Raw genomic sequence first — 13,432 nt, 5'->3', positions numbered from 1 at the left:
GGCCCGTTTTCATTTCATATTAAGCCGCGATTTCCGGCGTGCTTTCTTCTTCAATTTTTAACCGCCAGCCACTCACGCCTTCCCAGTATTCTTGCTCCTTTTCCAGATCAAGCAATACCAGCGCGTTCTGGCTAAACCAGTCATGCGGAAAACGTAACGTCCAGTGGCTATCATCAGTAATCAGAGTCAATGTCGGCGGTGTTGTGGTTGCCTGACGTTGATTGTTAAGTAATACGCCAAGACGCAACAGTTGAATTAACGGCAGGAACTGTTTTTTCTTAAACAGCGTAAAGCGTGGCAAATCGTCGAGCTTAATCGCTTTACGATGATAACGCACCAGCGTCGCCATCATCAGTTGTTGTTCCTGATTAAACCCTGGCAAGTCGCTGTTTTGCAGGATATACGCCGAATGGCGATGAAGGCCGCTATGATTAATGCTTAATCCGACCTCATGCAGCATGGCGGCCCAGCGCAGTAATGCTTCCAGTTGTGGATGAGCCAGCTTCGGTTGCTGTTCCCGCCATTGTTCGTACATTTGCATAGTTGTGTCGAGCACCCGTCGGGCCTGTTCACTGTCAATGTGATACTGGTTGGCCAGACTGCTGGCGGTGCGGCTACGCACATCCTGATGGCGGAAACGTCCTTCCATTTCATACAAAACGCCTTCACGCAGCGCCCCGTCAGAAAGCCGCAGTTCACGAATAGCTAAGGCATCAAATACACCACACAAAATAGCCAGACCAGGAACAAAAACTGTTTTACGTTCTTCCGAAAGACCCGGCAAACTTAACGCCGAGAAGTTACGATGCCGTAAAACCTCTTTCACCAGTTTATCGAGGCGCTCTGGTGTGATGATGCCGTCTTTCTCGCCCATTTCCAGCAACACTTCGTGGGCGGCTTTAATGGTGCCGGAAGCCCCCATAGCAACGTTCCAGCCCTGAATACGGAATTGCCAGGTTAATGTTTCCAGTTTTTGTGCAGCCGCCATGCGTGCGCGCTGAAAATTCTCTTTATTGATGACCCCGCCCGGAAAATAAAGCTGGGCAAAGCTAACGCAACCCATCCGGCGGCTTTCGACGAGAATCGGTTCGAAATTTTCTCCAATTACCAGCTCCGTTGAGCCGCCGCCAATATCAATAACCAGTTTGCGACCTTTTTCCGGCTGGGTATGTTCCACACCCATAAAAATCAGACGAGCCTCTTCGTTGCCGGAAATAATTTCAATCGGATAGGGAATAACCTTTTCGGCGCGTTTCAGAAAATCAGTAGCGTTCAGCGCCTGACGCAATGTATGTGTCCCGACAATGCAGACACTAGAGGGAGAGAAACCTTGCAAGCGCTCGGCAAACAGCGACAGACAGCTTAAACCGCGCGTCATCGCCTCCTCACTCAACATATTATCTGGCCCCAGACCATCTGCCAGGTGTACCCGTTGTTTCAGACGGCCAATAATCTGCATGGCGCCATCCACCACACGGGCAATAACCATGTGGAAACTGTTTGAACCAAGATCGACCGCAGCAAACTCCTGCGGGCGAGGGGATTTGTCGTGTATTGGCATAGGTTATTCTGGTTGTTCGAGTGATTTTATGTAGTCGTAGATCGCCAACTGCGCCCGAACTTTCCGGCGATTACCGCGGGGAACGTAGCGATTACTGAGTTCTTTATCGATATAACGTGCTTTCACCGTATCGCTGAACAGAATATCTACGATATCCAGTACCCGCTGCTTCAGGCGCGGGTCGAGCAGCGGCGTTGCCACTTCAATACGATAATCAATGTTGCGCGTCATCCAGTCGGCGGAAGAGAGGTAAACCTTTTTATCGCCACCATTTTCAAAAATATATACCCGATCATGTTCAAGGTAACGGTCAACAATGCTGATAGCACGAATATTGTCGCTAATGCCTTCCAGATTGGGGATCAACGAACACATCCCGCGTACCAGCAGATTTACCGGCACGCCGGAACTGGATGCCGCATACAGACGATCGACCAGTCCTTTATCGACCAGGTTATTCAGTTTCAGAGTAATACCGCTGGGCAGCCCTTGTTGTGCGTTGGCGATCTCGCGATCCACCATTTCATACAACAGACGGCGGGAGTTTTGCGGCGACACCATTAAATAATCAAATGTCACCGGACGGTATGGGTTTTCAATAAAGTTGAACACCCGCCGCACTTCGTTGGTGATGCGCGCATCGGCGGTCAGCAGCGAATAGTCGGTATAAAGACGTGCGGTTTTTTCGTTAAAGTTCCCGGTCCCGATATGCGCGTAACGGACGACTTCACCGTTTTCTTTACGTGAAATCAGGAACAGTTTGGCGTGAATTTTCAGCCCCGGCGCAGAGAAGATAACGTGCACGCCAGCTTCGGTTAGTCGCTTCGCCCAATGAATGTTAGCTTCTTCGTCAAAACGTGCCTGTAGTTCAACCACCACGGTCACTTTCTTGCCGTTGTGCGCTGCGTGGATCATCGAGTCGATGATGCGTGAATCTTTTGCCACACGGTAAATGTTGATTTTAATCGCCAGCACGCTCGGATCGAACGAAGCCTGACGCAACAGTTCTAGTACGTGCTCAAAGGTGTGATAAGGGTAATAGAGCAGAACATCGCGTTCGCGAATGGCATCAAAACCGTTGCGGAACTGGGCTTTATCAAACCAGATATGGCGTAAACGCGGCAGTGGTTTGTTAACCAGATTCGCTTTGCCGACATTAGGGAAATTAATAAAGTCTTTAAAATTGTGGTAACGGCCGCCAGGGACGATAGAGTCGTAACGGGAAATAGTCAGTTTTTCACGCAACACTTCAACCAGCGCGTTAGGCATATCACGCTGATAAACAAAACGTACTGGCTCTGCGGTTAAACGCTGTTTCAGACTGGAAGACATCAGCTCCATCAGGCTGGCTTCCATCTCGTGTACTAAATCGTATTCGGCGTCGCGGGTCATCTTCATCGAATAGGCATTCAGCGCGTCATAATCAAAGAAGCCTTTGAAGATATCATCAAGGCAGTAACGCAGAATATTATCCAGCAAAATCATTGGTTTGCGTCGACGCGGTGCTTCCGGCGGCAAATTCACAAAGCGCGGAACTTTATCCGATGGGATCTCCAGCAGCGCGTAACGGATGGTATCGCCACGAATAATCTCCACTGCCAGATAGGTATAATCATCTTTCAGAAACTGCACTAAGTCAGTGTCGGGATTGATTAAAATCGGCGTAATGTGCTGACGCAGATACTGCTTAAAATAATGACGCAGCCAGTTTTGTTGATTAACGGAGAGTTGGCGTTCATTAATCAGGAAGATCTGGTTACGCGCCATCTCCAGTAGCAGTTCATTGTAAAGGCCGTCAAATTCCTGATCGGCTTTCAGCACGCGGGATTGAATTTTGCCCAGCAAATGGCGGGAATGAGAGTTAGAACCTTGTTCTTCGCTAATAATGATCCGTCGCTTCAGTTCAGCGAAGCGAACTTTATAGAACTCATCAAGGTTATTGGAATAGATCCCAAGAAAACGCATCCTTTCAATCAGCGGGTTAGATTTGTCCGCCGCTTCCTGAAGCACGCGTTCATTGAACGATAACCAACTGAGCTCTTTCTCGATGTATAGCTTTTCCTGACCCATTACCACTTTTACTCCGTTTTATTCACGGGACACTGCCTGGATATTATGGCGAGCAATGTTGGCAGATGTCCAACTATGCCAGAAAAGGGGGAAAAAAACTGCTGAAGCCTGCGATTTACAGGAGAAATGAGATGCGCCAGCAGTAGCGCTGGCGCTTTAAATATGCGGAAGATTACTCGTCGTCGGCGGCGTAGCCCTGCGGTGGAAGACGCTGATCATCCAGCCACGCGGCGTTTTCAAGCATCTTCAGACGACCATCAACAAACCAGCTAATGACCAGCGGGTAAATAGCATGTTCCTGAGTTTGCACGCGAGCGGTGATTTCATCTTCCGTATCACCGGCAAAAACCGGAACTTTAGCCTGCAAAATCACCGGGCCGCCGTCCAGCTCATCGGTGACGAAATGCACTGATGTACCGTGTTCTTCATCGCCATTTTCCAGCGCCTGACGATGGGTATGCAAACCGGGATATTTCGGTAGCAGGGAAGGGTGAATGTTTAGCAAACGTCCGGCGTAGTGGGAAACAAACGCTGGGCTGAGAATGCGCATAAAACCGGCCAGAACTACTACATCGGGTGCGTACATGTCGATTTCGTGCATCAACTCCCGATCATAGTCTTCCCGACTGTCAAATTGGCTGGCAATTAGCGTATGCGTTGCGATACCTGCTTTGCGGGCGCGCTCAAGGCCGAACGCGTCGGCCTTATTGCTGAAAACTGCCCGTAGGGTGCCTTTAATTTTGTTGGTTTTACAGGCATCAATAATTGCCTGCAAATTACTTCCGTTGCCGGAAATAAGCACCACAATATTCATTATTCGATAACCACGCGTTGTTCGGAATCAGAAGCTTTGATGATACCGATTTTCCACGCGTTTTCACCGTTGGCATTGAGCAGGGCGAGAGCTTTGTCCACTTCCGGAGCAGGCAGGGCGATAACCATCCCGACGCCGCAGTTGAAGGTACGATACATTTCATGGCGGCTGACGTTACCTGCCGTTTGCAGCCAGTTGAACACTTCCGGCCACTGCCAGGAGGATTCATCAATCACTGCCTGAGTGTTTTCTGGTAATACGCGAGGAATGTTTTCCCAGAAACCGCCGCCGGTCAGGTGCGCAATGGCGTGAACATCAACCTTTTCAATCAATTCCAGCACTGACTTCACATAAATACGGGTTGGCGCCAGCAGATGATCGGCTAAAGGTTTTCCGTCCAGCTCTGTAGTTTGCGGGTCGCAACCGCTGACTTCGAGAATTTTGCGTACCAGCGAGTAACCGTTCGAGTGCGGGCCGCTGGAGCCGAGCGCAATGAGCACATCGCCGTCGCTAACTTTAGAACCGTCGATGATTTCTGATTTTTCTACCACCCCAACACAGAAACCAGCGACATCGTAATCTTCGCCGTGATACATCCCCGGCATTTCTGCCGTTTCGCCACCCACCAGTGAACAGCCCGATTGCAGACAACCTTCCGCGATGCCGCTAATCACCGCTGAAGCGGTATCAACATCCAGTTTTCCGGTTGCGTAATAGTCGAGGAAAAATAGCGGTTCCGCGCCTTGCACCACCAGGTCATTAACGCACATGGCGACCAGATCAATACCAATGGTGTCGTGACGTTTTAAGTCCATCGCCAGACGTAGCTTGGTGCCTACACCGTCAGTGCCGGAAACCAGTACGGGTTCACGATATTTTTGCGGCAGCGCGCACAATGCGCCGAATCCACCCAATCCCCCCATCACTTCCGGGCGACGGGTTTTCTTCACAGTCCCCTTGATTCGGTCAACCAGAGCGTTTCCTGCGTCAATATCAACACCGGCATCTTTATAGCTGAGAGAGGTTTTGTCGGTCACTGCTAAGTCTCCACGCGTTTGCGTTAGCAAGAAAAATCGGCGCAATTCTAACAGTCTAAGCAAACGTTTGCGAGCCCATTGTGCATCCATTTTTTAGGGGGGGGATTTTTGCCGTTCGGCCTGAGAACGCGGTCAACTTTGATACTATTCACGAAAATGAAACCGGGTACATTTTTGTCCTTGCATCAGTTGCGTTGAATGCACATGGTGCAACTGAAATCGGTTTCTGTTTTTGCGGAAACGAGAAGTCAGCGTGTCGTTTTACCATTCGGGAAGGATGAGAACGATGGGCATTGCAGCATTTGATATTGGCGGCACCGCGCTAAAAATGGGCGGCGCTATCCGTCGCTTCGATAACTTTGCTATGAAAACGTGGCTGATGTAATGACGGCAGGCGTAACCGTAAACTCATCGACTTCTTCGTGCGCTTTGCCCAGGTTGTCTTCACCCATTATCAGCATCCAGTGAAGTACTGGATGACCTTTAACGAGATAAACAACCAGCCTGGTTTCTAACCCATACGTGCATAAATTCTATTGGGGATGGCAGATTGACCCGGTAGGGCTGCGCTATTCGCTGAACTGGTTCTGTGACCACTATCAGCTACAGCTGTTTATCGTAGAGAACGGTTTTGGCTCGATCGACGTGCAGGAAAGCGACGGTACGGTGAACGACCAGTACCGTATTGATTATCTCGCAGCCCATATTAACGAGATGAAAAAACGCTACGGCTTTATTTACGTTGATAAAGATAACGAAGGTAACGGCATGCTAGCACGCAGCCGTAAAAAATCGTTCAACTGGTATAAAGAGGTGATCGTCTCTAACGGCGAGAAGCTGTAATCATGGAACGACCAGCGAAAGCTGGCCGCGTTAGGATGCTTTTTTCTTCGTGCGCCTGGAATTGCGTTCAATCACCTCGTAAATAACCCAGGAACGCGCTATTTTCCTGCCGTTGATCGTCACAATCTCGCTGTTTCCCCCGCCTCTGATGGCGGTTATTTTCTTTTGATTCAGCAGAATATTGACCTCTTTTTTATTATTTGTTTCCAACAGTAGCTGTCCGGTTTGCCTGTCGCTAATCCGATACCACTGCTGTTTTGGTGGCGGTTGAGATGCTCGCCGGAATCGCTGTTTTACTTTTTCAGCGGCAATGGTGACAGCGATGCCTAATGCACCCATTATGGTCAATGACCAGAAGCCGAAGGGGAACCCAAAATAGTCTTTGTGAAGTTTGAACCAGAAGGCGTGGCAAAATTTTACAATCTCGGGTTTGCTTTTCACATAATTGATACAGACAGACTTTCTGTTGCCGGGATTCCAGGACGTATCAATAAATTCTGCTGTTCTTTTGCGTCCACTCGCCTGAAATTCAACGGTGAAGGTATATCGAAAATCGCAATTCGCGTTCCGGCCATGTAGTTTACATAAGCCTTTACTTGCAGCTTCTTCCGGTGAGATGAAACGCACATTGTAAATCGTTGACATCGTCGCAACTGAGTCTTGCCGCATCTGCACTTCATCATAAACCACCCAGCCAGTCCACAGGCTAAAAATCACAAAAGCTGCCTGATAGCTCCGGTATAACACCTTCTCAAAAGTAGAGGCTTCCGCCCACGCTTGCTCTTTTTTACTTTTCCGTTTTTTCATGTCTCGCGCATCCTGGCGCAAAAGCTGATGAGTACTGAGATTTGCTACTCTATTCCTGGCAACCCCGCCTATGCTTGATCAGCATCAAGTAAAAAAATGTTGTCGATGAAAAGAATGGCGGTATAATCCGTCGATTTTTTTTGTGGCTGCCCTCAAAGGAGAAAGAGTATGAAGATCGTGGAAGTCAAACACCCACTCGTCAAACACAAGCTGGGACTGATGCGTGAGCAAGATATCAGTACCAAGCGCTTTCGCGAACTCGCTTCCGAAGTGGGTAGCCTGCTGACTTACGAAGCGACCGCCGACCTCGAAACGGAAAAAGTCACTATCGAAGGTTGGAACGGCCCGGTAGAAATTGACCAGATCAAAGGTAAGAAAATTACCGTGGTGCCAATTCTGCGTGCGGGTCTGGGGATGATGGACGGTGTTCTGGAAAACGTTCCGAGCGCGCGCATCAGCGTAGTCGGTATGTACCGTGATGAAGAAACACTGGAGCCGGTACCGTACTTCCAGAAACTGGTTTCTAACATCGATGAGCGTATGGCGCTGATCGTTGACCCAATGCTGGCAACCGGTGGTTCCGTTATCGCGACCATCGACCTGCTGAAAAAAGCGGGCTGCAGCAGCATTAAAGTGCTGGTGCTGGTGGCTGCGCCAGAAGGTATCGCTGCGCTGGAAAAAGCGCATCCGGACGTCGAGCTGTATACCGCATCGATTGACCAGGGGCTGAATGAGCACGGATACATTATTCCGGGCCTCGGCGATGCTGGTGATAAAATCTTTGGTACGAAATAACGAATAAAAATAATTAAAGCCGACTTTAAGAGTCGGCTTTTTTTTGAGTAAAGCGCCTATAACACATAATATACAGAGGATAATACTATGACGCGCCGTGCTATCGGGGTGAGTGAAAGACCGCCACTTTTACAGACAATCCCGCTTAGTTTACAACATTTGTTCGCCATGTTTGGTGCAACCGTCCTGGTGCCCGTCTTATTTCATATCAACCCGGCGACCGTACTGTTATTTAACGGTATCGGAACGCTGCTGTATCTCTTCATCTGTAAAGGGAAAATCCCGGCTTATCTTGGTTCGAGCTTTGCCTTTATTTCTCCGGTGTTATTGCTGTTGCCGTTGGGTTATGAAGTCGCGCTGGGCGGCTTTATTATGTGCGGCGTGCTGTTCTGTCTGGTTTCTTTTATTGTGAAGAAAGCAGGGACTGGCTGGCTGGATGTGCTGTTTCCTCCAGCTGCAATGGGGGCAATCGTTGCTGTCATCGGTCTGGAGCTGGCGGGCGTGGCCGCTGGCATGGCTGGCTTACTCCCGACTGAAGGGCAAATGCCAGATTCCAAAACCATCATTATCTCCATTACTACCCTTGCGGTTACGGTTTTAGGTTCCGTTCTGTTCCGCGGTTTCCTGGCGATTATCCCGATTTTGATTGGCGTGTTGGTGGGGTACGCGCTCTCCTTCGCAATGGGTATTGTCGATACCACGCCGATTATTAACGCTCACTGGTTTGCTCTGCCGACCTTTTACACGCCGCGCTTTGAGTGGTTTGCCATTTTGACCATTCTGCCTGCGGCGCTGGTGGTTATTGCCGAACACGTGGGGCATCTGGTGGTAACGGCTAACATCGTGAAAAAAGATCTGCTGCGCGATCCGGGCCTGCACCGTTCCATGTTCGCTAATGGCCTGTCGACCGTTATCTCCGGGTTCTTTGGTTCCACGCCAAACACTACCTACGGGGAAAACATCGGCGTTATGGCGATCACCCGCGTCTACAGTACCTGGGTAATCGGTGGTGCGGCGATCTTCGCCATTCTGCTCTCCTGTGTTGGTAAACTGGCTGCGGCTATCCAGATGATCCCACTGCCGGTGATGGGCGGCGTTTCGCTGCTGCTTTACGGTGTCATCGGCGCTTCTGGTATTCGTGTACTTATTGAATCGAAAGTGGACTACAACAAAGCACAGAACTTGATCCTGACTTCCGTGATCCTGATCATCGGCGTCAGCGGCGCGAAGGTAAACATCGGTGCGGCAGAACTGAAAGGTATGGCGTTGGCGACCATCGTCGGCATTGGCTTAAGCCTGATCTTTAAATTGATTAGCGTGCTCCGTCCGGAAGAAGTGGTGTTGGATGCAGAAGACGCCGATATAACAGAAAAATAATGTAGCGACCGGGCAGTAATGCTGCCCGGTTCAAACATGATGGAATTCTGTGGTAAACTTCTCGTGATTTTGTGAAATCCCTGGTTGAGGTATCTCTGAACACACCGGCACAGCTCTCTTTGCCACTTTATCTTCCTGACGACGAAACCTTTGCAAGTTTCTGGCCGGGGGATAACTCCTCTTTACTGGCCGCGATGAAAAACGTGCTGCGTCAGGAACATAGCGGTTACATCTATCTCTGGGCACGCGAAGGCGCGGGGCGCAGCCATCTGCTGCACGCGGCTTGCGCGGAATTGTCGCAGCGTGGCGATGCGGTAGGTTATGTCCCGCTGGATAAACGCACCTGGTTTGTTCCGGAAGTGCTCGATGGTATGGAACAACTGTCGCTGGTTTGCATCGACAATATTGAGTGTATTGCTGGCGATGAGTTGTGGGAGATGGCGATTTTCGATCTCTACAATCGGATTCTGGAGTCAGGTAAAACACGGTTGCTGATCACTGGTGATCGTCCACCTCGTCAGTTGAATCTGGGGTTACCGGATCTTGCGTCACGTCTCGACTGGGGGCAGATCTACAAGTTGCAGCCACTTTCTGATGAAGACAAATTGCAGGCTTTACAGTTACGCGCCCGTTTGCGTGGTTTTGAACTGCCGGAAGATGTGGGACGTTTCTTGCTGAAGCGGCTCGACAGAGAAATGCGCACGCTATTTATGACGTTGGATCAGTTGGATCGCGCATCGATTACTGCACAACGTAAGTTGACCATTCCGTTTGTGAAAGAGATCCTTAAGCTGTAGACAGGACGTTTATTGTCGGATGCGGCGCGAGCGCCTTATCCGACCTACTCGAATCAAGTTCATTGTATTTGTAGGCCGGATAAGACGCGGCAAGCGTCGCATCCGGCAATATGCCTTAGCTACCGAAGGGGTGCATCTTAACCCACGATTTCCAGCACTTGCTCCGGTGGGCGACCAATACGCGCTTTGCCATTCACGACCACAATCGGGCGTTCCATCAGCTTCGGATTATCCACCATTGCCTGAATCAGCGCCTCTTCGCTAAGCGAACTGTCTGCAAGATTCAGCGCTTTATAAAGATCCTCTTTCTGGCGCATCAGTTCACGGGCGCTATTCATACCCAACATTTTCAGCAAATTACGTAGCGTTGCCGCATCGGCGGGTGTCTCAAGATAGAGCACCACTTCCGGCTCCACACCATTTTCTTTCAGCAGGTTCAGCGTTTCACGGCTCTTTGAGCAGCGTGGGTTGTGGTAGATTTTTACCTGTTTGGTCATTATTCTTCCTTTAATGCGAATTACATCTTGGTATAAGGCTTAAAGCGTTCCTGCAACTGGCGCAACTGGTCGATGCGCGCATCGTAACGCGCTTGTTGTAGGCTGCCTAATTTCACCTGCGAACTTGCGCTACTTAACAGAGAAATGGCCTGGTCGAGTCGCCCGGCCAGCGCATAACCTTCTGCTCGCGCAGCCAGTTCCTGATCGCGGTTATTTAGCGCGGCCTCCGCCTGTGCCAGCAAATCCCAGCCATTGCTGTCATCTTTATTATTAAAAGTATAGCGATTCAGAATATTGGCCGCTTCCTGCGGTTGACCGCCTTGCAGATACGCGTTTGCCAGGTTGAGCTGCAACACCGGACTGGTGCGTAAATCGCGGGCATTTTTCAGCCTATTGATCGCGTCATTGGCTTTGTGTTGCCCAAGGTCAATATCGGTTGCCAGATCGAGAAACCATGCGTTAGCCGGTTCTGCCGCCAATAATGGCTGAAGCGTTTTCCGTGCTTCATCGAATTTATTGGCTACCATCGCCTGTAAAGCACGGCCATACTGTGCCGCCCGTTGCTGACGAACATTGCCTTTCGCCCATTCATCCAGCAAGTCGCTGGTGAGCTGATTACGTCCGGAATTGTACATCCCTAGAGTACGCGCTTTCGCCAGATAGAAATCTTCTGACGATTGCACCACCATCGGGCGCATCTGATTAGCACGGTTACGAGCATCAGCCAGACGGCTTTCCGGCAACGGGTGAGTCAGCAAAATTTCCGGCGGACGCGAAGAGTAACGCGCTTGATCGAGCAATTTTTCGAGGAAGGTCGGCATCGCCTGCGGATCGAACCCCGAGCGTTGCAGCACCTGAATCCCAATGCGGTCTGCTTCCTGTTCGTTTTGCTGGGTGAAGCTGATCATCCCCTGGCGTGTTCCCGCCAGCGTACCGGTCAGCGCTGCCATTCCCGCCTGCGGGCTGGCCATCGCCAGTAAAATAGAACCTAACGCCCCGACCCAGGTGAGTGGTGCGCTACGTTGCTGATCTTCCATCGCTCGCGCCAGGTGGCGCTGGGTGACGTGGGAGATTTCATGCGCCATAACCGAAGCCAGTTGGCTTTCGTTATCGGAATAACGGAACAGGGCAGAATGCAGCACTACGTTGCCGCCAAAGAAAGCAAAGGCGTTAATTTCGTCGTTATTGATCAGAAAGAAATGGAATGGCGTCTTAACTGAATTGGCATGCGAAACCAGACGCATCCCCAGCGAGTTAATGTATTGCGTTAATAGCGGATCATTAATTAACGGCGCGCTGCCGCGTAACTGGCGAACATAATAGTCGCCCATTTGCATTTCCTGACCAATGGAAAGCGTGCTTCCTGCGGAGGTTCCCATATCCGGCAAGGTGTCTGCGCTATCGGCAAACGCCGGGGCTACCTGACCGAGGGTCACAGCAGCAATGAGGGTAGCAACCAGGTTTTTTTTCAACTGCCTGAACATAACCTCTGTCCTGTATTTCTGGAGATAGTCATTTGACCGATACTGTGAAATATCGTTCCCACCGCGCCGTCTTTGAGTGTAACGGTGAAGATTAACCCACTCAAATGACTTTTTAGTTTCCTGAATCCGTCATAAAAAGCGAAGTCTTTTTTGTGACATTTCGATACAATTGCGGATCGCAATCCCCCTCTTGAGGTTCAGGGAAGGTCTTTATGCTCGAAATGTTGATGCAATGGTATCGCCGCCGTTTTAGCGACCCGGAAGCGATTGCCTTGCTGGTTATTTTAGTTGCCGGTTTTGGCATTATCTTTTTCTTTAGTGGATTACTCGCGCCGTTGCTGGTGGCTATTGTGCTGGCCTATTTGCTGGAATGGCCCACTGTGCGCCTGCAATCTATTGGCTGTTCCCGCCGTTGGGCGACGTCGATTGTGCTGGTCCTGTTTGTTGGCATCCTGCTACTGATGGCATTTGTGGTCATGCCTATCGCCTGGCAACAGGGCATTTATTTAATCCGCGATATGCCGGGCATGCTCAATAAGCTTTCTGATTTTGCCGCCACGTTGCCGCGCCGCTATCCGGCGTTGATGGACGCGGGCATTATTGATGCGATGGCTGAGAATATGCGTAGCCGGATGCTTACCATGGGCGATTCAGTGGTGAAAATCTCCCTCGCCTCGTTGGTCGGTTTGCTGACCATTGCCGTCTATCTGGTGCTGGTGCCATTGATGGTCTTCTTCCTGCTGAAAGACAAAGAGCAAATGCTGAATGCCGTTCGTCGGGTGCTGCCGCGCAACCGTGGACTGGCAGGGCAGGTGTGGAAGGAGATGAACCAGCAAATCACCAACTACATCCGTGGCAAGGTACTGGAGATGATCGTGGTGGGGATCGCAACCTGGCTGGGATTCTTACTCTTTGGGCTGAACTATTCGCTGCTGCTGGCGGTGCTGGTTGGTTTCTCGGTGCTTATTCCGTACATTGGCGCATTTGTGGTGACCATTCCGGTGGTCGGCGTGGCGCTATTCCAGTTTGGCGCTGGCACCGAGTTCTGGAGCTGCTTCGCGGTGTATCTGATTATCCAGGCGCTGGACGGTAACTTACTCGTACCGGTGTTGTTCTCTGAAGCCGTGAACCTGCATCCGCTAGTGATTATTTTATCGGTGGTGATTTTCGGCGGGCTGTGGGGATTCTGGGGCGTATTCTTCGCTATCCCACTGGCAACGCTAATCAAAGCAGTAATCCATGCCTGGCCGGATGGTCAAATCCCGCAAGAGTAATCTTCAGCGAAAAGGGCTTTGAAACGAGTGTCGCAGGGCGTGATTTACATCACCGGATGTGAAATGTGCTGGCCGC

12 protein-coding genes and 1 pseudogene are annotated in these 13,432 nt (G+C 50.5%); 6 read left to right on the top strand and 7 right to left on the bottom strand.

Annotation, left to right across the window (positions count from 1 at the left end):
- Positions 1-19: 19 nt before the first annotated feature.
- The 4 genes from ppx to purM all read right to left on the bottom strand — a co-directional run bounded on the left by ppx (position 20) and on the right by purM (position 5,482).
- Positions 20-1,561 carry an exopolyphosphatase gene (gene ppx / locus AACS80_RS18865; RefSeq protein ID WP_130207475.1) on the bottom strand — a complete coding sequence of 514 codons (1,542 nt, stop codon included), beginning with the start codon at positions 1,559-1,561 and terminating at the stop codon, positions 20-22.
- A 3-nt stretch (positions 1,562-1,564) separates the two neighbouring features.
- Complete coding sequence (ppk1, locus tag AACS80_RS18860) at positions 1,565-3,631, bottom strand: polyphosphate kinase 1 (protein ID WP_130207473.1); 2,067 nt, start codon at positions 3,629-3,631, stop codon at positions 1,565-1,567.
- A gap of 172 nt (positions 3,632-3,803) precedes the next feature.
- Positions 3,804-4,445 (bottom strand): phosphoribosylglycinamide formyltransferase, encoded by a 642-nt coding sequence (gene purN, locus AACS80_RS18855; protein ID WP_135410256.1) that lies wholly within the window; start codon positions 4,443-4,445, stop codon positions 3,804-3,806.
- Complete coding sequence (gene purM / locus AACS80_RS18850; protein ID WP_130207469.1) at positions 4,445-5,482, bottom strand: phosphoribosylformylglycinamidine cyclo-ligase; 1,038 nt, start codon at positions 5,480-5,482, stop codon at positions 4,445-4,447. The genes purN and purM overlap by 1 nt, the downstream gene beginning before the upstream one ends.
- A 422-nt stretch (positions 5,483-5,904) precedes the next feature.
- Between purM and AACS80_RS18845 the strand changes: the two genes are divergently transcribed.
- Entirely contained in the window at positions 5,905-5,997 is a 93-nt protein-coding gene (locus AACS80_RS18845) for a family 1 glycosylhydrolase (RefSeq protein ID WP_445236449.1), read from the top strand.
- Positions 5,978-6,325 (top strand): annotated as a pseudogene (locus AACS80_RS18840) (family 1 glycosylhydrolase); the annotation flags it as partial. The gene AACS80_RS18845 and the pseudogene AACS80_RS18840, both read left to right, overlap by 20 nt.
- A 30-nt stretch (positions 6,326-6,355) precedes the next feature.
- Here the strand turns inward: AACS80_RS18840 and AACS80_RS18835 are convergent.
- Complete coding sequence (locus tag AACS80_RS18835; protein ID WP_135410254.1) at positions 6,356-7,132, bottom strand: hypothetical protein; 777 nt, start codon at positions 7,130-7,132, stop codon at positions 6,356-6,358.
- 168 nt (positions 7,133-7,300) lie between these two features.
- On the opposite strand from AACS80_RS18835, the gene upp reads away from it, so the two are divergent.
- The 3 genes from upp (at position 7,301) to AACS80_RS18820 (ending at position 10,101) form a co-directional block, all read left to right on the top strand.
- Positions 7,301-7,927, top strand: coding sequence for a uracil phosphoribosyltransferase (upp, locus tag AACS80_RS18830; RefSeq protein WP_130207463.1), 627 nt, complete (start codon positions 7,301-7,303; stop codon positions 7,925-7,927).
- Positions 7,928-8,014: 87 nt separating this feature from the next.
- Positions 8,015-9,304 (top strand): uracil permease, encoded by a 1,290-nt coding sequence (gene uraA, locus AACS80_RS18825; protein ID WP_130207461.1) that lies wholly within the window; start codon positions 8,015-8,017, stop codon positions 9,302-9,304.
- A gap of 95 nt (positions 9,305-9,399) precedes the next feature.
- Positions 9,400-10,101 (top strand): DnaA inactivator Hda, encoded by a 702-nt coding sequence (locus AACS80_RS18820; protein ID WP_074399451.1) that lies wholly within the window; start codon positions 9,400-9,402, stop codon positions 10,099-10,101.
- 137 nt (positions 10,102-10,238) lie between these two features.
- Here the strand turns inward: AACS80_RS18820 and arsC are convergent, their stop codons facing one another.
- Both arsC and bepA read right to left on the bottom strand, forming a co-directional pair.
- A complete protein-coding gene (gene arsC / locus AACS80_RS18815; RefSeq protein ID WP_130207459.1) occupies positions 10,239-10,598 on the bottom strand; it encodes an arsenate reductase (glutaredoxin) in 360 nt (119 codons plus the stop codon).
- 20 nt (positions 10,599-10,618) lie between these two features.
- Positions 10,619-12,082 (bottom strand): beta-barrel assembly-enhancing protease, encoded by a 1,464-nt coding sequence (gene bepA, locus AACS80_RS18810; protein ID WP_130260490.1) that lies wholly within the window; start codon positions 12,080-12,082, stop codon positions 10,619-10,621.
- Positions 12,083-12,294: 212 nt separating this feature from the next.
- Here bepA and AACS80_RS18805 point away from each other — a divergent pair, with 212 nt between their 5' ends.
- Positions 12,295-13,356: an AI-2E family transporter gene (locus tag AACS80_RS18805; protein WP_130207455.1), complete on the top strand. Its 1,062-nt coding sequence runs from the start codon at positions 12,295-12,297 to the stop codon at positions 13,354-13,356.
- The last annotated feature ends 76 nt before the right edge of the window (positions 13,357-13,432 follow it).

The organism is Escherichia sp. E4385, assembly GCF_963883145.1.
GTDB lineage: Bacteria > Pseudomonadota > Gammaproteobacteria > Enterobacterales > Enterobacteriaceae > Escherichia.
The sequence above is the reverse complement of the archived record's forward strand: the minus strand, read 5'-3'. Positions and strand labels throughout refer to the sequence as shown.

Excerpts from the sequence above, each read along its gene's own strand:
- ppx (WP_130207475.1), bottom strand. The coding sequence starts at position 1,561 with ATGCCAATACACGACAAATCCCCTCGCCCGCAGGAGTTTGCTGCGGTC.
- ppk1 (WP_130207473.1), bottom strand. The coding sequence starts at position 3,631 with ATGGGTCAGGAAAAGCTATACATCGAGAAAGAGCTCAGTTGGTTATCG.
- purN (WP_135410256.1), bottom strand. The coding sequence starts at position 4,445 with ATGAATATTGTGGTGCTTATTTCCGGCAACGGAAGTAATTTGCAGGCA.
- AACS80_RS18835 (WP_135410254.1), bottom strand. The coding sequence starts at position 7,132 with ATGAAAAAACGGAAAAGTAAAAAAGAGCAAGCGTGGGCGGAAGCCTCT.
- upp (WP_130207463.1), top strand. The coding sequence starts at position 7,301 with ATGAAGATCGTGGAAGTCAAACACCCACTCGTCAAACACAAGCTGGGA.
- uraA (WP_130207461.1), top strand. The coding sequence starts at position 8,015 with ATGACGCGCCGTGCTATCGGGGTGAGTGAAAGACCGCCACTTTTACAG.
- arsC (WP_130207459.1), bottom strand. The coding sequence starts at position 10,598 with ATGACCAAACAGGTAAAAATCTACCACAACCCACGCTGCTCAAAGAGC.
- bepA (WP_130260490.1), bottom strand. The coding sequence starts at position 12,082 with ATGTTCAGGCAGTTGAAAAAAAACCTGGTTGCTACCCTCATTGCTGCT.
- AACS80_RS18805 (WP_130207455.1), top strand. The coding sequence starts at position 12,295 with ATGCTCGAAATGTTGATGCAATGGTATCGCCGCCGTTTTAGCGACCCG.